At 38.5% G+C, this 18,359-nt stretch carries 21 protein-coding genes and 1 pseudogene; 13 read left to right on the forward strand and 9 right to left on the reverse strand.

What is annotated here, in order from left to right:
• Positions 1-141: 141 nt before the first annotated feature.
• From J2S78_RS04040 to J2S78_RS17070, 3 genes and pseudogenes are all read right to left on the reverse strand, one after another.
• Positions 142-381, reverse strand: coding sequence for a NifU family protein (locus J2S78_RS04040; RefSeq protein ID WP_125554964.1), 240 nt, complete (start codon positions 379-381; stop codon positions 142-144).
• Positions 382-535: 154 nt separating this feature from the next.
• Positions 536-1,606, reverse strand: a complete 1,071-nt coding sequence (locus J2S78_RS04045; RefSeq protein WP_370871520.1) for an NAD(P)/FAD-dependent oxidoreductase — start codon at positions 1,604-1,606, stop codon at positions 536-538.
• 408 nt (positions 1,607-2,014) lie between these two features.
• Positions 2,015-2,176 (reverse strand): annotated as a pseudogene (locus J2S78_RS17070) (TetR/AcrR family transcriptional regulator); the annotation flags it as partial.
• A gap of 249 nt (positions 2,177-2,425) precedes the next feature.
• On the opposite strand from J2S78_RS17070, the gene J2S78_RS04050 reads away from it, so the two are divergent.
• The 3 genes from J2S78_RS04050 (at position 2,426) to dapF (ending at position 3,858) form a co-directional block, all read left to right on the forward strand.
• Entirely contained in the window at positions 2,426-2,662 is a 237-nt protein-coding gene (locus tag J2S78_RS04050) for a YuzB family protein (protein ID WP_125554966.1), read from the forward strand.
• 88 nt (positions 2,663-2,750) lie between these two features.
• A complete protein-coding gene (locus J2S78_RS04055) occupies positions 2,751-2,987 on the forward strand; it encodes a hypothetical protein (protein WP_306896497.1) in 237 nt (78 codons plus the stop codon).
• 13 nt (positions 2,988-3,000) lie between these two features.
• The gene (gene dapF, locus J2S78_RS04060; protein ID WP_306896498.1) at positions 3,001-3,858 is read left to right on the forward strand and encodes a diaminopimelate epimerase; all 858 of its coding nucleotides are present in this window, start codon (positions 3,001-3,003) and stop codon (positions 3,856-3,858) included.
• Between the two features lie 42 nt (positions 3,859-3,900).
• Here dapF and mqnE (J2S78_RS04065) read toward each other — a convergent pair whose 3' ends face one another.
• Complete coding sequence (gene mqnE, locus J2S78_RS04065) at positions 3,901-4,998, reverse strand: aminofutalosine synthase MqnE (protein WP_306896500.1); 1,098 nt, start codon at positions 4,996-4,998, stop codon at positions 3,901-3,903.
• Between the two features lie 25 nt (positions 4,999-5,023).
• On the reverse strand, positions 5,024-6,106 hold the full coding sequence (gene mqnE, locus J2S78_RS04070; RefSeq protein WP_306896502.1) for an aminofutalosine synthase MqnE: 1,083 nt from the start codon (positions 6,104-6,106) through the stop codon (positions 5,024-5,026).
• A 235-nt stretch (positions 6,107-6,341) separates the two neighbouring features.
• On the opposite strand from mqnE (J2S78_RS04070), the gene J2S78_RS04075 reads away from it, so the two are divergent.
• On the forward strand, positions 6,342-6,563 hold the full coding sequence (locus tag J2S78_RS04075; protein ID WP_246031553.1) for an aspartyl-phosphate phosphatase Spo0E family protein: 222 nt from the start codon (positions 6,342-6,344) through the stop codon (positions 6,561-6,563).
• Between the two features lie 76 nt (positions 6,564-6,639).
• The gene (gene erpA, locus J2S78_RS04080) at positions 6,640-6,993 is read left to right on the forward strand and encodes an iron-sulfur cluster insertion protein ErpA (RefSeq protein ID WP_306896505.1); all 354 of its coding nucleotides are present in this window, start codon (positions 6,640-6,642) and stop codon (positions 6,991-6,993) included.
• Between the two features lie 139 nt (positions 6,994-7,132).
• Here erpA and J2S78_RS04085 read toward each other — a convergent pair whose 3' ends face one another.
• Complete coding sequence (locus J2S78_RS04085) at positions 7,133-8,125, reverse strand: NAD(P)/FAD-dependent oxidoreductase (RefSeq protein WP_306896507.1); 993 nt, start codon at positions 8,123-8,125, stop codon at positions 7,133-7,135.
• A 366-nt stretch (positions 8,126-8,491) separates the two neighbouring features.
• Here J2S78_RS04085 and J2S78_RS04090 point away from each other — a divergent pair, with 366 nt between their 5' ends.
• From J2S78_RS04090 to J2S78_RS04100, 3 genes are all read left to right on the forward strand, one after another.
• Positions 8,492-9,712, forward strand: a complete 1,221-nt coding sequence (locus J2S78_RS04090) for an NAD(P)/FAD-dependent oxidoreductase (protein ID WP_306896510.1) — start codon at positions 8,492-8,494, stop codon at positions 9,710-9,712.
• 165 nt (positions 9,713-9,877) lie between these two features.
• Complete coding sequence (locus J2S78_RS04095) at positions 9,878-10,207, forward strand: YuiB family protein (RefSeq protein ID WP_370871501.1); 330 nt, start codon at positions 9,878-9,880, stop codon at positions 10,205-10,207.
• 163 nt (positions 10,208-10,370) lie between these two features.
• Positions 10,371-11,060: a 3D domain-containing protein gene (locus J2S78_RS04100; RefSeq protein ID WP_306896512.1), complete on the forward strand. Its 690-nt coding sequence runs from the start codon at positions 10,371-10,373 to the stop codon at positions 11,058-11,060.
• 107 nt (positions 11,061-11,167) lie between these two features.
• On the opposite strand, the gene J2S78_RS04105 is transcribed toward J2S78_RS04100, so the two are convergent.
• Positions 11,168-11,647 carry a divergent PAP2 family protein gene (locus J2S78_RS04105; protein ID WP_125554975.1) on the reverse strand — a complete coding sequence of 160 codons (480 nt, stop codon included), beginning with the start codon at positions 11,645-11,647 and terminating at the stop codon, positions 11,168-11,170.
• 488 nt (positions 11,648-12,135) lie between these two features.
• Here J2S78_RS04105 and J2S78_RS04110 point away from each other — a divergent pair, with 488 nt between their 5' ends.
• From J2S78_RS04110 to dctP, 3 genes are read left to right on the forward strand one after another with little or no spacing between them, the layout of a single operon-like run.
• Positions 12,136-12,678, forward strand: a complete 543-nt coding sequence (locus J2S78_RS04110; protein WP_306896518.1) for a TRAP transporter small permease — start codon at positions 12,136-12,138, stop codon at positions 12,676-12,678.
• A gap of 28 nt (positions 12,679-12,706) precedes the next feature.
• Positions 12,707-13,972 (forward strand): TRAP transporter large permease, encoded by a 1,266-nt coding sequence (locus J2S78_RS04115; protein ID WP_306896520.1) that lies wholly within the window; start codon positions 12,707-12,709, stop codon positions 13,970-13,972.
• 46 nt (positions 13,973-14,018) lie between these two features.
• Positions 14,019-15,161 carry a TRAP transporter substrate-binding protein DctP gene (gene dctP / locus J2S78_RS04120; protein WP_306896521.1) on the forward strand — a complete coding sequence of 381 codons (1,143 nt, stop codon included), beginning with the start codon at positions 14,019-14,021 and terminating at the stop codon, positions 15,159-15,161.
• A 319-nt stretch (positions 15,162-15,480) separates the two neighbouring features.
• On the opposite strand, the gene J2S78_RS04125 is transcribed toward dctP, so the two are convergent.
• Positions 15,481-16,068, reverse strand: a complete 588-nt coding sequence (locus J2S78_RS04125) for a biotin transporter BioY (RefSeq protein WP_306896523.1) — start codon at positions 16,066-16,068, stop codon at positions 15,481-15,483.
• A 206-nt stretch (positions 16,069-16,274) separates the two neighbouring features.
• On the opposite strand from J2S78_RS04125, the gene J2S78_RS04130 reads away from it, so the two are divergent.
• Complete coding sequence (locus tag J2S78_RS04130) at positions 16,275-17,006, forward strand: glycerophosphodiester phosphodiesterase (RefSeq protein WP_306896525.1); 732 nt, start codon at positions 16,275-16,277, stop codon at positions 17,004-17,006.
• Between the two features lie 75 nt (positions 17,007-17,081).
• The gene (locus J2S78_RS04135; protein ID WP_306896527.1) at positions 17,082-17,552 is read left to right on the forward strand and encodes an S-ribosylhomocysteine lyase; all 471 of its coding nucleotides are present in this window, start codon (positions 17,082-17,084) and stop codon (positions 17,550-17,552) included.
• 101 nt (positions 17,553-17,653) lie between these two features.
• Here the strand turns inward: J2S78_RS04135 and J2S78_RS04140 are convergent, their stop codons facing one another.
• Positions 17,654-18,274, reverse strand: coding sequence for a cysteine hydrolase family protein (locus J2S78_RS04140; protein WP_306896529.1), 621 nt, complete (start codon positions 18,272-18,274; stop codon positions 17,654-17,656).
• Positions 18,275-18,359: the final 85 nt, after the last annotated feature.

Genomic DNA, 18,359 nt, shown 5'->3' on the forward strand with positions numbered 1-18,359 from the left:
CGTCCTCCTTTTTAAAGAGGACGTTTTTTTCGTAAGATAAGAATCTTTTGACTAAACTTGTCCTTATTTCTTCTCTTTTCAACAATACAAAAAAGATACCCTTATTTTTCATAAGGGCATCTTTAAACATGTGAGTATATTTTAAAATACTTGTTCAAGTTCTACTACGCCAGGAACCTCTTCTAGCAGAGCGCGCTCGATTCCGGCTTTTAATGTAATGGTTGAAGATGGGCAAGAGCCGCAAGCTCCCATAAGACGAACTTTTACAATACCGTCTTCCACATCAACCAATTCAACGTCCCCACCATCACGAAGCAAGAAGGGGCGCAATTTTTCAAGAACTTCTGTAACTTGAGCGTGCATATCCGTCGTTTGTGGCATGATTTGATCTCTCCTTTCTTTTCTTTCATTATACTACCCATTTTGGAGAAATTCCACAATCATAAGGGCTTAATCCATATTCTACTATGAAACGCACGTAGATGACAACCGAAGCACTTCTATAAATGAGTATAATCAATATATGGATTAGGTGTTATACGCCGGAATGGTGTTTATACATCCAAAGCACACCACTTTTTAGTAAGCGGGCCACACGTCCAGTTAAAGCAGTGTCTCCCATAACACCAAATCCATGTTTTTTACCGAGAGATCCAAGAACACCTTTTAATTTTATAGCAGGTAACCGTTTCGGTATTTCTTCCCCTTTCCAACGCTTTTTTAGAACCATCGCAATTTGTTCCGCTTGACCTTCCGCCAGTTGAGCACTAGGAGCATGAGGAAGACTGGCACAGTCGCCAACGACGAAAATATTTTCATTGTCAGGAAGATGGTGATGATTAGTGAGAATGATACGCCCCTTTTCATCTTTTTCCACATCCAAATCTCGAACGACTTTGTTAGGTTGAATGCCAGCTGTCCAAATAATTGCTTTCGATTCAATGAATTCATCGTGATTATACAGCCCGTTTTCATCGACCTGCGTAATATCTGAATTACTTATAACGTCAACTTGATGTTTTTCAAACCAATTTTGTACGTAGTTACTAAGCCTTTTAGGGAACATCGGCAGAATCGTTTCGCCGCGATCAAATAGTTGAATATGAAGGTCATCTCGACTTTCACGAAGTTCACTGGAAAGCTCAACCCCGCTTAAACCAGCTCCTACAACGGAAACAGTAGAGTTAGCAGGAAGGTTATTAAGCGTTTCATAGGTCCTCCGTGTTTTTTCCATGCTTTGAATACTGTACGTATGTTTATCTGCTCCCGGTACACCATGATATTTGTCTTCACAGCCAAGACCGATAATTAAATAATCGTAGGAAATCGGATCTTCTCCCCGTAAATGAATGAGGTTCTCATCTTTATCAATACGGTCTACAGTGCCAAAATGAAGTGTAAGTCTTTCTTCTTTTGGAAATGGAACTCTGACGTCCTGATCAGACTCTGTTCCGGCAGCAAGAGCATAATATTCTGTTTTTAAACAGTGATAAGGCAATTTATCTACAAGTATAAGTTCAACGTCATCCGGAAGGTCATTTGGAAGCATTTTCTGCAAAATTCTCATACCACCGTAGCCCCCGCCTAAAACAACTAATTTTTTCATAGCGCGATGTCCCCTTTTTGTTAAAATACCATTAAGGCTCGTATGTAGAAGTAACATTAATTGATCAAGAAAACCATCTCTCGTTTCCTCAGTACAAGTGGATAGCATGTAATAAAAGTGACTGTTTATAATGTTTGCCCATAAGGAGAGATTAGCGTTACTTTCTATTTCCTCTTCATTTTTTCCTGCTGAAAGAACTTCCTCCCATTTTTTTAAAAGCAGGGAATCCTTTTCAATCAAGTGCTGCCAGGTGAGGCGGGTTAAATCTTGATTTAAATGAAATTCTCCAAGAAAGTAGCTGAAGTGAGCACGTAATTTTGAAAGAAAAGGTAAACGTTTCAAGCCATATGTTTTTATATAGTGATCGACTTTATACAGCCTATCTTTAGCTAACGTATGCATGAGGGATTCTTTTGTCGGGAAATAATTAAAAAAAGTTCCTTTTGCAACTTCGGCTGTTTCTGTAATTTCTTGCACGGTTGTCGCTTCAAATCCTTTGTGGCGAAAAAGTTCAACCGCTGCATGTAATATTCTTTCTTGTGTTTGCTGTTTTTTTTCAGAACGATTCATATTTTTTATCAACTCCGGATGTTACGCTGTTTGACTCCGTCTTATGATGCTCACGTAAGATAGTGCGGAGAAACAAAAAGAACAACTGTATTGCAAAAAATGACCTCGGTCACTTTAGATTATAACGATTTTATGACAGATTTACAACAATCCATCACCATTCTATGACAATGGATATAAGCAGACGTGTTGACTAATTATTTAAGCAACGATAGGATTATTGAGAGACTCGTAAAGAAGGTGAAACAAATGAGGCCTATTATAGAATTTTGCCTAAGTAATTTGGCAAGCGGGTCGCAAGAGGCAATGGAAGAATTAGAAAAAGATCCTAACCTTGATATCATCGAATACGGCTGTTTAGGAAACTGTGCTCAATGTGCGATAAGCATGTATGCATTAGTAAATGGTGAAGTCGTAGATGGGGATGACCCGGAAGATTTGGTTTCCAACATTTATCAACATTTGGAGGAAAATCCAATGTTTTAATAGAAGGAGGCTGCTTTTTTAAGACAGGTCGTCTGTTCTGAAAGCAGTCTCTTTTATACATAACAATAAATGAAGGGTCGGTGTCAAAATGAAATTAATTCCGTTTGAGAATACATGGCCTTATGAAAAAATGGGAGAAGATATTTACATTGAAGAATGTCCTTATTGCAAAGAAACGAATGTCTTAACCTATATGAAAGAAGAACATTTACAACAAGCGAAAGACGGCATTAAAACTCGCGTTGTTATGCCATGCTGTCATGCAACTATGATTGTTGCAGATGCGGATGATGATTACTTTTGGACAACGGAGCGGTTACGATAGAAGGGAAGAAATAATGAATTTCACAAAAATGCATGGATTAGGTAATAGTTATATTTATGTGGACTTATTTGAAGAGTCACTCGAAGAACAAGAACTTTCCTCTTTAGCAGAGGCTGTTGCTGACAAAAATACGGGGATTGGTTCGGATGGATTGATTTTGATTGGACCGTCCGAAACAGAAGATATACGAATGAGAGTATTTAATGCTGATGGTTCGGAAGCAAGAAACTGCGGAAATGGGATACGTTGTGCAGTTAAACTTGCTTATGAGAAGGGCATAATCCCAAATACAGAAATAACGGTCGAAACCCTTGGAGGAAGAGTGAAAGCAATACTTGAAATTGATTCTTCATCGGATGAGGTGGAACGTGTAACAGTGGATATGGGAAAGCCAAGACTGCAGAAACAACAACTACCACTCACCAATGGTGAACCAGAACAACAAACGATTGAAGAACCGATTCAAGTAAACGGGGAAACGTTACGAATGACTGCAGTATCGATGGGAAATCCCCATGCCGTTTTTTTTGAAAAGGATATTCAATATGCTCCGGTTTCATTGATTGGTCCCTATTTGGAAAAACACAAGATGTTTCCGGAATGGGCGAATATAGAATTTGTAGAAATGGTGTCTGAACAAGAAATGCATTTTCGTGTATGGGAAAGAGGTTCTGGAATTACACAGGCATGTGGAACAGGGGCATGTGCAGCGGTTGTTGCAGCAGTACTGACGGGACGTGCCAGTAAAGGGAAAGAAATAATCGTTCATTTGCTTGGCGGAGACTTGTGCGTGACATGGGATATGAATGGAACGGTATGGATGAACGGACCGGCAGAAACAATCTGTACAGGCATATATAACAGAAAATAAAAGCATGGAAGTAGGGGGAAACCCCCTACTCTCCATGCTTTTTTAATATGCTTTTATCGTATTGTAGAAAGTATCTCGTTCAATTGGTTGTTTATTGGCGCCTTTAATGAGGTGAATCAGTTCTTTTCTTGTGAGACCTTGAGTGGTAAGAGCTCCAACAGAATGAGAAATCCGCTCTTCAATTAAAGTGCCATGTATGTCATCAGAACCGAATGTAAGCGCCATTTGTGTTAATTGTGCACCGATATTAATCCAATACGCTTTAATGTGATCAAAATTATCGAGCATTAAACGAGAAATCGCAACCGTACGCATATCATCATACGGAGATGTACGTTGATGCCAGCCGGCGTTTACTTTGCGGGGCTGCATAGCAAGCGGAATAAAAACCATAAATCCACTGGTCTTGTCTTGCAGTTGGCGTAAGCGGTCCATATGAATAAGCCGTTCTTCAAACGTATCAATGGAACCGTATAGCATTGTTGCATGGGTTTTCATCCCAAGGTTGTGTGCTGTCTCGTGTGCTTCGAGCCACTCGTAAGTGGAAGCTTTGTCGGGGCTCATTTTTGCCCGGTAGCGCTCTGTGAGTATTTCAGCACCGCCGCCAGGAAGAGTATCCAAACCAGCTTTCATCAATTCCTCTAATACTTCTTTCATAGAAAGACCGGAAATCCTCGCGAAAAATTCAATTTCAGCTGCAGTGTATGCTTTAATTGAAGCTTGAGGATAATGCTTTTTAAGCGTTCGGACTGTATTTAAGTAATAGTCAAAACCAACATCTACGTTATGACCGCCGACGATATGGAATTCTTTAATGTTGTCATTCCAACGTTTTTCGACGTAATCCAGTAGTTCTTCTTCATGCATAGTGTACGCGCCTTCTTCTCCCGGTTTACGTTTGAAACCGCAGAAACTGCAGCTTGCTTCACACACATTTGTAGGATTGATGTACATATTTTCTATAAAATATACATTGTCTCCGTTTTTGTTGCGATTTACTTGATCTGCCAGTTGTGCAATGGTCAATAGGTCGCTCGTTTCGTACAAATAAAGACCGTCTTCTATCGATAGACGAACTCCTTTTTGTACTTTGTCGGCAATTTCCTCCATTTTGGTATCTTTCATTAACGTAACTGCCATTGTATCCTTCCTTTCCTGGAGCGGTTCAATGATATGTTTGGATAACATTGTACAGCGTATCACGCTCTACCGGCTTTTTTCCAGTTTCTTTTATCATGTCAATGAACCACTGTTTAGGTATCATTTGGGCTGCACTGTTCCCGGCGGCATGTACAATTTGCTCCTCCATCACGGTTCCATCCAAGTCATCTGCTCCGAACTGAAGAGCGACCTGAGCCAGTTTTTTTCCAATCAACATCCAAAACGCACGAATGTGGGGGAAATTATCAAGCATCAGTCTCGCCACAGCTAGTATTTTTAAGTCATACCAGCCTGTCGTTTCGTTTTCAATCTGGAATTCCTTCGCCAGGTCTGTGTTTTCTGGCTGGAAAGCAAAACCAAAGAAAGCATTAAATCCATGTGTTTCATCTTGTAAATCACGTAAGCGTATCAAGTGGTCAATGACATGCTCCGGTTTTTCAATATGGCCGTAGAGAATAGATGCGTTGGATTTCATTCCTATTTCATGGGTTTTACGGTGAATGTCAAACCAGCGGCTAGCATTGGTTTTATGACCTGAAATAGTCTTCCGAATGACAGGATCGAATATTTCAGCTCCTCCTCCAAGTATGGAATCAAGTCCTGCTTTACGCAATCTTTCCAGTGCTTTTTCGACGGGTATTTTAGCAACCTTGGCGAGATAATCTATTTCTACAGCCGTGAAAGCTTGGATGTGGATGTCTGGATTATGTTGTTTAGATATGGTCATCATATCTTCGTAGTAGCTAAAAGGCAGCTTTGGATTAACCCCGCCAACAATATGCAATTCTTTGTAACCTTTTCCTTTCATTTCAATGAACTTTTGTTTTAAATCGTCCAAGGAAAGGGAATAAGAACTAGGATGATTTGGTTTTACCCCAAATGCACAAAGTTTGCATTGAAGATAACAGACATTGGTGTAATTAAGGTGAGTGTTTTGAATAAAATAAACATTATTTCCATGAAGTCGTTCTTTTACTTGGTCAGCCAATAAACCAAGTTGTAGTAAGTTATTGGATTTCATTAAAAAAGCGCCATCTTCAAAAGAAAGTCTTTCTGCACCATGAATTTTTTCAATAATGTCCGACATTTGTGTAGACGTGGTTTTTATAAAAGCGCCTCCTTTTAACACTATTTGTTCAATGAATATTATACTACTAGATTTTAGGGAATAAAAGAGTGACGGTTGGTATTTAATAATAAGAAACGTCTTTCTGTGGAAAATTTTACCGTACACAATAATTGTTTTTTTATGGAAAAAAAGGTAGAATAGAAATAATAGTCAGTGTTTGTGTTGCTTGAATCAAAGAGGGAGGGGAGAGAAAGTGGAGGATAATGTTCATCGTTATTTTCAGAAAGAGCACATAGAATTACTCCGTAAAAAGATGATGGAAGAAGCGGAAATTCACGGATTTCATCATCCTTTAGTCCATCACTACAGTCAGCGAATTGATCAGGAACACAATAGAATGCTTGGTTTACATGCTCCAAAGGATCTTTTCCCTTCAAAAATATATCCAACTCGGAAAAATTGGCAGATTGTTTGATACGTGTTAATAAAAACGATATACTTTTATTAGCATTGTGGTGCCGACTATTACTATTGGAAGAGGAGGTTTTTCCATGATTACAATCACAGATGCTGCTGCAGCGCAAGTGCAGGAGATGATGAAAGAAGAAGAGGATGAGAACCTTAAGCTTCGCGTAGGGGTCAAAGGTGGAGGTTGTTCCGGCTTATCCTACGGTATGGGCTTTGATACAGAAGTGGAAGAGACCGATAATGTTATTGAACAAAACGGTTTGAGTGTTCTTGTTGATAAAGAAAGTGCTGATGTACTTGAAGGTGTTGTCATTGATTATAAGCAAAATATGATGGGCGGAGGCTTCACCATCGATAATCCGAACGCTATCGCAAATTGCGGCTGTGGAAGCTCATTTAAAACAGCAACAAGAGCTGGTACACCGGAAGATTGTTAAAGTAAAAGTAAAAAAATCCCTTGCGGCGAATTCGTTGCAGGGGATTTTTTCGTGAAATGCCTGTGCATATGGATGACATAAAACAATCCCTTCCTCGTATAATAAAATGGAGGAAGGGGCGTTGATTTTATCGGTTGCTTTAAAACATGTGAGAACTGTGTCCTGGTTGAAGTCGAGCTTTTGGATCGATATAGGACTTAGCATTGTTGACCGCAGTTGGTGCTTCACCGAATCCTGTGGCTATAAGCTTAACTTTTCCTTCATAAGTGGAAATATCACCTGCTGCGTAAATTCCTTCAATATTTGTTTCCATTTTGGAATTGACAGGGATTGAATTTTTTTCAATATTTATTCCCCATTCCTTAATAGGGCCCAATGACGAGATAAAGCCGTAATTCACAATTACCGCATCTACATTTATCGTTTTCACGTTTTCTCCTTTTACTTCTTCGATGACAACTTGGTTTATATAATCATTTTCACCGATAATATCTTTTACTTGATACGGAGTAATGATGTTGACACCGGATTGTTCAAGCTGCTCTACACTGTGCTCATGCGCACGAAACTTGTCGCGACGGTGCATAAGTGTCACATCAGAGGCAATCGAGTCAAGCATATTGGCCCAATCGACAGCAGAATCCCCACCCCCGCAAATGAACACGCGCTGACCAGCAAATTTTTGTAAGTCATCGACGAAGTAATGAAGGTTTTTGTTTTCGTATGGCTCTGCCCCCTCAATATTGAGCCTGCGTGGTTGAAATGCACCGATTCCAGCTGTAATAATAATGGTTTTGGAATAATGAATCTCTTTCTCTGTGTGAAGTTCGAAAACACCGTCATCGTTTTTGATGACATTTTGTACGGATTGTTCTAATACGACGTCATTTTCGAATGTTTGCATTTGTTCCACAAGATTATCTATTAAGTCCTGTGCTCTTACTTTTGGAAAACCAGCCACATCATAAATGTATTTTTCCGGATATAGTGCAGACAGCTGCCCACCAAGCTGAGGCATACTTTCAATTAATTTCACTTTAGCTTGCCTCATACCGCCGTAAAAAGCGGTAAAAAGTCCGGTCGGACCGCCGCCGATAATAGTAATATCATATAGATCCTGTTCTGGAATCAAAACCTCCACCTCCTAATTTTTCTCGTAAAATACTTCTTTTATTATAATCATATTGATAATAATTTTGAAAGGGAAAAGGTCTGCCAAATTAGGAATTTGACAAAAGCATGACATCACATGTCAAGAGTTTTTAAGAAAATGGTTGAAAAACGTAAAAAAAAGAAATATCATAAAGGATGTGATTTGTGACAAATTTTCGATTGCTATTATTTATTTATTATTTTACGGAAAACAAAGCTCTCTTTTTCATGACCATCGTCTTTTAAAAGAAGGACGTTTTTTCTAAACCTGCATACGTGAAATAAATCACATGCTGGTTTTATTGTTTGAATTGGGTAACATAGGAAGACTTAATATTTTAAGAAAATGGAAGTGATAACATTGGCTACAAAACCAACTATTCTTATCTTAGGCGGCGGTTACGGCGGTATGGTGACAGCCACTAAGATTGCAAAACAACTAGGTCAAAACGATGCAAACGTGACGCTTGTAAGTAAACACAATTATCATTACCAAACAACTTGGCTGCATGAACCGGCTGCAGGTACTATGCACGCAGATCGTACGCGGATGCCGATTTCTAGCGTTATTAACGAAAGCAAAATTAATTTTATTCAAGATGAAGTTCAGGAAATCCATAGGGAAGAAAACAAAGTAACATTGAAAGAAAAAGGACAAGTTGATTATGACTATCTAGTTACTGCTTTAGGGTCTGTTCCAGAAACATTTGGTGTTGACGGCGTATTTGAACATGCTTTCAGTAAATGGACAGTGAATGGTGCCCGTGAAATGAAAGACCATATCGAGTATTTATTTGCTAAGTATAATAATGAACCAGAACCAAGAGATGACTATTTAACGTTTGTCGTCGCTGGTGCAGGGTTTACTGGTATGGAATTTATTGGTGAACTGAGTGAACGTATTCCGCATCTCTGTGAAGAATACGACATTCCAAAAAATAAAGTAAAGATGTATGTTATTGAAGCTGCTCCAACAGCACTTCCTGGTTTTGATCCGGAGCTAGTGGAATATGCGATGAATTTGCTCGAAAATCGAGGGGTTGAATTTAAAATTAATCAGCCAATCAGCGAAGTAACAGCTGACGGTGTTATCCTGAAAGACGGAGAAGAAATCAAATCAAAAACCGTTGTTTGGGCGACTGGCGTGCGAGGCAATCCAGTTATTGAACAATCTGGATTTGAAAATATGCGTGGTCGTGTGAAAGTTGAAAAAGATCTACGCGCACCAGGTGAAGATAACATTTTTGTTATCGGAGACTGTTCTCTTATGATTAATGAAGAAACGGAACGTCCTTTCCCGCCAACAGCTCAAATTGCTATGCAGCAAGCTGAAACGGTAGCGGTAAACCTAAAAGCACTTATCAAAGGCGAGTCGCTGCAAGAATTCAAGCCGGATATTAAAGGTACCGTTGCTTCTCTTGGCGGTAAAGAAGCGATTGGTATTGTTGGCAATAAGAAATTATACGGCACATCCGCTAACTTTATGAAGAAGATGATTGATAATCGCTATTTGTGGATTTTAGGCGGAGCCGGTCTTGTTCTAAAAAGAGGGAAAAATCCATTTTAGAAGCAAGGTAGCCCTGCGGGAATGTAAATCTCGCGGGGTATTTTAATTAGATATGTTTCAATGTTTTTTATTGATTTCACGACTTTGTCAAATATATGATGTAGCATGAACCATTAACAGGTATTTCTTTTATAGACTGATGTGTATTTGGAGGTGAATCTGCCGTTGACTGGTATTGGAAGTGTTCCACAGCTGATTATATCAATTATGCTGTTTTTGCTCTTGTTTTTCGGTATTGGATTTTTGCTTAATATGATATTGCGATCTACATGGATTATGACAATATGTTATCCTGTGATCGTTATATTGATTATCGATAACGTTGGTTTCTTTGATTATGTACTTTCACCTGTTTCCTCCTTCCGTTCATTAGGCGGAGATATTGCAGGATTACAAATTATCGATGCGCTCATTTTAATAAGCGGATTAATAGGGTCGATTTTAGCGGGAATAGCTATTCGAATGTTGCGTAACAGGGGATATCAAATGTTCTAACAAACTGCTCGTTGCAGTTACAGTACAGTCTTGAAGGCTGGTTGTATCTGTGAGAGCAGTTTTTTTACTGCAATCTGTTTCCAACATAACCTTTACGTGTTATCTATTTGGAATAATATTAGTTATTTCTGGAGATGCTGTTTTGGTGAGAGGAGTGTTCACTATGCTAAACAGCACTGTATACCGGAGATTACTAATGTCAGCACTTTTTGTCATAGCAGTTATAACGACAGTGTCTTATGTAACAAACGTGAAAGCTGCTGAATTGCCGGGGTATTTTTATGATTACATTCAACAAAATCAATCAGACGAAAAAGCAAGTTTACCACAACCTATGAAAGCTGATTCAGACCATTATAAACGACATCCTTCAAGTGAAGAGAAGACAGATTGGATAGAAAAACAGGGAGATATCCCGGAAGCTGAGTTACTGTTTGAAATGGAAGAGGGTCTTACAGAAATGGTGACGGCAACCGGTTATACGGCAGGGTATGAATCGACTGGAAAAACGAAAAACGATCCTGCGTATGGAATTACGTATTCTGGAGTTAAAGTAAGAAGGGACTTAGTTTCTACTGTAGCAGCTGATCCAGAACTATTTCCAATAGGCACCATTTTATATATTCCGGATTACGGTTATGGAATCGTAGCCGATACTGGCTCGGCAATTAAAGGTAAGAAGCTGGATTTGTTTTATCATTCAGTCGAAGATGTGTATGAAGAATGGGGAAAGCGCGATATAAGAGTTCATGTGTTGAAAAAAGGTGACGGAACGTTAAGTGAAGAGGAAATGGAAGATATAAATAAAGAAGGGGCTTTACCGGTATGGAATCCAGCTCCTTCTTCTTTATAACTAGTAACAGCCACACAAACTTTTGAGTTCAATTGGCGATGGACTTAAAAGTTTTATTTTTTGTGTAACAGAATGAAAGTCATGCCCCTTGTCGTATCGAGTCTGTTTTAAATGGCAACATAATAATGCCCGGCCAGAGCAATAAGCAATCCGACAACCACTCCGAAAAAAACTTCAATCGGTTGATGGCCAAGAAGTTCTTTTAATTCTTCTCTTTTTTCTGTGTCTTCTTTTTTCTGCCAAGACTTGGCTTCTGTGACAAACTTATTAAAATCGACGAGAAGTTGATTTAACACGGTAGCATGATAACCTGCGTGACGACGTACTCCTGTTGCGTCAAACATTACAATCACTCCGAAAATAATACAAATTGCAAATAAATTAGAATCGAACCCGTTTTCCAAACCAATAGCAACCGAGACAGCAGTTACGGCAGCTGAGTGTGAGCTTGGCATCCCTCCTGTACTGGTTACTAATGTAAAATCCCATTTTTTTGTTGCGATATAAGATAGTGGAATTTTAATACCTTGTGCGAATAAGATGGAAAAAAGCGCAATCCATAAGGGGAAGTTACCCAGTAGTTCCATAGTCTAAGAACGTCCTTTCGATAATTTGTACATGTAACTGCTCCCAATAGTGTACCAGGATATATAAGTAATTCTTTTATAATGGAAGAAGTACTGTTACACTTATATAAATATAATTTTTTAGACATTTTAGAAAATTCCTTTATAGTATGGAAGAAGGAATTAAGTTTATCTATATTCTACATCACTAATTGTATCATAGGATAGGGACAAAGCGTTTCTTTGTTTTATTATCTGACAACCTTTCACAATTTTAAAAGAAAAAATAGTAAAATGAGAAAAAGAAGGAAGTGATGCATTACAGGTATGTTACAGATATAAAGGTTTAGTTAATGCTTATCAAGAATATTCCCTATTTTTAAACAAATATGAATTTAAATCGGGTTTGAATAAATTGGATGCTGTCAGTAGTATGAATAACATATTGCTGTAAATAAGTCATTACTTACTGCATTGAATGGAACGATAGATTGGATGTTGGTATTGTTATGAAACTTTTAAAAACATTAGATTACGGATTAAGCAAATTAGAGGAATTTATTTTAAGTGCGTCCATTCTGATGATTACGGTAATGGTAGCAGGTAATGCATTAAGCCGTAATTTCTTTAATAACAGCTGGGCTTTTGCGGAAGAATTGAGTGAATTATCTTTATATGTCGCGACATTTATGGGAATTGGTTACGTAGCAAGGAAAGGTCGGCATATTACAATGTCTGCCGTTATAGATAATGTACCGTTTGCATTTAGAAAGACGTTAGCTACTATTATCCCTTTGATTACAGCAATTATCCTGTTCACATTAGCATACTTTTCGTATGAATATGTACAATCTACCTCAGGGCGAGTAACATCTGCCTTGCGTATTCCTTATTATTGGATGAATATTTGGGCGCCGATAGGATTTGTGTTAGGAGGTCTACAGTTTTTACGTAATTTCTATGTGAATGTCAGAAATAAAGAAGTTTATTTAGCAGAAGAGCGTAAAGATTATAAGACCGAAGAAGAGGTAGAAAACCAGAGTTCAACGTAAACCTATACAGAATAGCGGGGAATAGCAGATGGTAACGACACTGTTAATTATATTATTTGTCTTCTTAATGCTAGGTTTTCCAATGATGATACCACTCATTCTTGCGCCGCTCGTCATTGTATTGTTTTTCATGCCGCAAGTCGAACCATTCTTAATGGTTCAACAGATGCTGAGTGGGATTTCGGAACCTATATTACTTGCCGTACCTTTATTTATTTTTGCAGCAGATATTATGTCTATGGGAAAGACTTCAAATCGTCTGCTTGATTTTGTTGGTTCATTTGTTGGTCACCTTCGTGGTGGCTACGCCATTACGACAGCAGCAGCTTGCACATTGTTCGGCTCTATTTCAGGTTCTACGCAAGGAACGGTTGTCGCGATTGGAACACCAATGAGGCAAAGATTGTTAAAAGTGGGATACAAAGATTCAACTGCGATTGCTCTTATTATTAATGCTAGTGATGTTGCTTTATTAGTTCCACCTAGTATCGGTATGATTATTTATGGATTAATTTCCCGTACGTCCGTTGGGGATTTATTTATAGCTGGTATCGGTCCGGGACTCCTTATTTTTTCATTTTTTGCTTTGTACGCTTACATACATGCTTATTTGTACAAAATACCGCTCGCTGATAAAGCTACCTGGACAGAACGATTTCAATTCACGTGGAAAGCAATATTTCCATTAATGTTTCCAGTCATTATCATTGGCGGTATTTACAGTGGTTTTTTTACTCCGACAGAGGCAGCCGGTATTTCCGTACTATATGCTCTGTTGCTCGAACTAGTGATTTATCGTTCGTTTAGTATTAAAAAAGTGCCGAGCGTCGCACTTTCAACTGGATTGATAACGTCAGCGGTGTTTATATTAGTTGCCGGGGGGCAAGCTTTTGCGTTTACACTAGGTATGGCTGGTATTCCTGGGATGATTGCTGATACGTTTCTATCTGGAAATCCAGGACCGATAGAAGTATTAATTATTGTATCTATTTTCTTTTTCGTAGGTTGCATGTTTGTTGATCCAATTGTTGTTATTTTGATTTTAACACCAATCCTGCAACCGGCAGCGATGCAGGCAGGGATAGATCCTGTACATTTAGGGGTTATCATCACCTTCCAGGCTGCATTAGGATCTGCAACACCGCCGTTTGGTGTCGATATATTTACAGCGAGTGCAGTCTTTAATCGATCTTATCTTGATACGATAAGAGGAACACCACCTTTTATTGTGATGATGCTTATTGTTTGTGTCTTATTGATTTTATTTCCAGAGATTTCTCTCTTCCTGCTTTAATGCGGAAGTCGAGATAAATTAAAAACAATTTTAGGGGGAAAGAAATATGAGAAAAAACAAATTTAGTTGGCTAATAAGTACAGCACTCATGTCTTCTTTAGTATTGGCTGCTTGTGGCGGCGGGGAAACAGAAGAAGGTGGTGGCGACAGTGAAGATGAAGGCGGCAGTGAAGGTGATAATGCAGAGGAATCAGAAGACGAAGATACAGCAGAAGACACTGCGGAAATTGAAGAATCTTACAATTGGACTTTCGTAACTGAAGAAAATGAAGGTCAAATGCAATATGAATATGCACAAGAATTAGCTGATCGTTTGAATGAAAAATCAGGTGGTCAAATTACGATGGATGTATTTGAATTTGGTCAACTAGGTACAGAAGTTGACCAAGTAGAACAACTTCAAAGTGGAGCGGTTGAGTTTGCAATCGTATCTCCAGGTTTTACTGGTACGATGGTAGAAGAAGGGCAAGTATTTGCTTTGCAGTTCTTACTCCCAGAAGACCAGGAACAAGTCCATGAACTGTTAAACACAAGTGAAGCATTGAATGAAGATCTTGCTGCGTTATATGAAGAAGAAGATATATTACCGCTGTCTTTCTTTACAGAAGGGTTCATGCAGTGGACGGGAAGCAGTGAAATCACCGAACCTGCTGATTTTGATGGCTTTACAATGAGAACACAGGACTCCCCATTAATTCAGCAGACATATGAAGAATATGGTGCAGATCCGTCTGTTATGAGTGCCGGAGATCTTTACACAGCACTTCAGAATGGAACAGTTGATGGTCAAGAGAATCCAATCTTCTTTATCGCAGATTCTTCCTATCACGAAGTTCAGGATTACATGACGATTTCTAACCACAATTCTTATGTTGCTATGACAACGGTGAATCCTGATTTTTATAATGGATTACCAGAAAATGTTCAAAGTCTTATTGATGAAACAGTAGATGAAATGCGTGATGTAGGATTTGATATGCAAGATGAGTTGAACAGTAGCTTATTGTCAGATATTGAAGACAATGAAGATACTCCAACAGAAGTAACAGAATTATCTTCGGAGCAGCGTGAAGAATTCCGTGAATTGGCTACACCAATGCGTGATTTCTATCGAGACAATGCTGGAGATGAAGCTGGAGCTATTTTAGACAAACTCGAAACAGAAATTGAAGAGATTACCGGCGAATAATTTTTGAGAAAAAAGGGGCTGTCTCACAAGTGATAAATGACTTGTGGGTACAGCCCTTTTGTTATGAGATAAAAAATTATAAAATTGCGGGAAAACCATGTAGTGAAGCCCGTTTCGGAAGCAGAGATAGAGGAAATTGATAGTAGCCGTGCTGAAAGCGTGCTAATAAAACAGAATCCTATATGTAGGAAAACAGTTGACCAAAAAAGCTCAGAGCTTGGGCAAAAAACGGTAGACAGTCGAAATCAAGAAACTGTTTACGAATATGTTCAAAAAAAATACACCTTTTGAATGAAACAAAGGTGTATGCTAAGAATAATTAAGCTGCGCGTTTGGACGGGTTTAAGGACGTTTGTCTTTGTAATAAATAATAGATTTTTGGGATCGCAGCAACTGCTAAAATAGTAAAGATGATATCTTTCACTAGTGGAAGGGCCATCCACCCCCATACCATAGCATAACTGAATCCTTCCGGCGCGTCAGCAATCCACTGATAGGCATAATACATATAATTCGTTCCCATGATATAATTAATAAAAAGACCTGTAAAAGCAGCGATGAGAAAATGACGTAATTGCGGGCTTTTTTTACGTTCAATCATTTTACCAGTAACGAATGCCATCACAATGAAGGATAAGATAAAACCAAAAGTCGGGCTGACTAAAGCACGAATGCCTCCGGAAAATTCAGAGAAGACCGGCATACCGATGAGACCGATGAACATGTAAATAATCATCGAGAAAGCTCCTAAACGGCTGCCAAGAATCGCTCCTGCTAAAATGGCAATAATCGGTTGTAAGGTGATGGGTACTCCCCCGATAACAAGAAATGCAGTAATATTCGCCCCTATTCCCATTAAGGCGGCAAATAAAGCAACAGAAACAATGTCAATCGGTTTAAATGTCATACATTTATTCTCCTTTCGTGTTTGTATGTACCATGTTTAAAGATGTGTAACTAGTCGGTTTTAACTAATACTAAAGGATTTAAGAATTTGTGTCAACTTAATTTAATTTAAGGTTTACGATAAGGAAACAATATTAAATAACTTTATATTTACTTTGTAGAAAAATACGATGCATCATATATCAAATGTTGGAGGTAATGATTGAAATGAGTTATTCAGTGGATTCACATTTAATGATCATTGCCCATCGTGGCACCACGGCGCCATCTATTAAAGAAAATACGATAGAAGCTTTTGGACTCTCCTTAATAGAGGGAGCTGATATGATAGAGACAGACATACGGTCAACAAAAGACAGAAAACTAATATGTTCTCATAATGCGGAATGGAAAAACAAAAAAATAAATGAAATGACGTATGAAGAGTTAAAGACTAAAATTACCGCCCAAGAGGGATGGTATCCACCGCTTTTATCGGAAGTATTTGCATTACTTGATAACGGAATCCAATTTAACATTGAAATAAAAGAAAGGGGATTGGAAAGGCAAGTACTAGAGACAATACCTTCTTCTTTTTCTAAAGAGAGAGTTATTATTACCTCTTTTGAAGAATCTGTGATAGCAAATGTGAAAGAGATAGATTCCAATATTCGCACAGGACTGATTGTTGGAACATCCATATTTGCTGGACAACAGAAAACATTAGCCCATTGGCGTGACTATTTTCCAGAAAACAGATTGAGAAAAGCTAAAGCCGATATCGTGTGTCCGCATTACCGGCTTGCAAATAAATTATTTATTCAACGTCTGCAGAAAAAAGGTTATGACATCTATGTGTGGACGGTTAATCACCCTGAGAAAATGAAAAAATTTGTAAGACTTGGTGTGGATGGTATTTTTACAGATAACATAAGCATCGCCTTAATGCATAGAAAGTAAAGAATTGTTTGTTTGCTTCATAGAAGACTATCGTTGTATCATAGAGACAATGGATAAATAAAGGAGTGTTATGGAATGGCACGCGTAGAAAGCTTTGAATTAGATCATACGATAGTAAAAGCCCCGTACGTTCGACATGCAGGTGTGCAGCGGGTAGGAACAGACGGTATTGTGAACAAATTCGATATCCGCTTTGCTCAACCGAATAAGCAAAATATGACTCCGCCCGTTATTCATACGTTAGAACATTTACTGGCTTTAAATATTCGTCGCTTCGCCGATGATTACTCTCATTTTGAAGTCATCGATCTTTCGCCGATGGGTTGCCAGACTGGGTTTTATTTGATTATGAACGGAGAACCTGAAATTGCTGAACTTATTGATATTCTTGAAAAGACAATGGAGTATTCTTTAGGCTTGGACGAAGTTCCAGCAGCGAATGAAGAGCAATGCGGGCAGGCTAAACTTCATCATTTGGAAAATGCAAAAGAGTGGATGAGGTACTGGCTCAGACAAGATAAGCAGGATTTGCAAAAAGTATTTTAAGGATGACTAAAAAGAACGCTCAAGTATATCGCTTGAACGTTCTTTTTATCTTTGGTGCCCATTTGACTGCGCCTATTTTTACAGTGTTAAGGTAGCGTTGCTTATATATTTTTGTCATAGTGTTGTTTTGCCTGTGTGATAATATGTTCCAATTGATAATCAGAAGACTTTGTAATATCTGCGTTTAATACATGACTCATTAAGTCTAAAGCCAGTTGATTATCGTGTTCGTCATTGGACGCGGTACAGTCGGCAGGGACAAATAATTGATAATGCCGCATATAGGCATCATTAGCTGTAAAATGAACGCACATATTGCCAGCGACTCCCGTTATAATAAGTGTTTTCACGTCCAAGTATTCAAGTAGTAAATCCAACGGTGTAGCAAAAAAACCGGAAAATTGGGGTTTCAATACAAAATAATCATCGCTTTCCGGTTCAATTTTCTCGGTAATCGGCTTTCCTTTAACGTCATCACGCTTGCAGTGGGCGACTAATTCTTGAAAATCACTTTGCCATCGTCCATAATTATCATTCACATAAATGACCGGAATTCCATAATCTTTTACTGTTGCTTTTAGGCGAGCAATCTGCTTAGCTGCTTTTAGCGCATGCGGAAAAAGGTAATCCCTATCTTCAAATTCCATGTCATTGACCATATCCAATATAATAAGAGCCGTCGTTGCTTTTTCTTCTACGTGTGGGAGATTTTCCTCTGCCATACTGATCCCTCCGTTTTTCTTATCTCGTTTACCATTCCCGTCATTCCATCATTTTAAATATCATTAATGCGACGTTTATTATCGC

The organism is Salibacterium salarium (assembly GCF_030813635.1).
Taxonomy (GTDB): Bacteria; Bacillota; Bacilli; order Bacillales; family Marinococcaceae; genus Salibacterium; species Salibacterium salarium.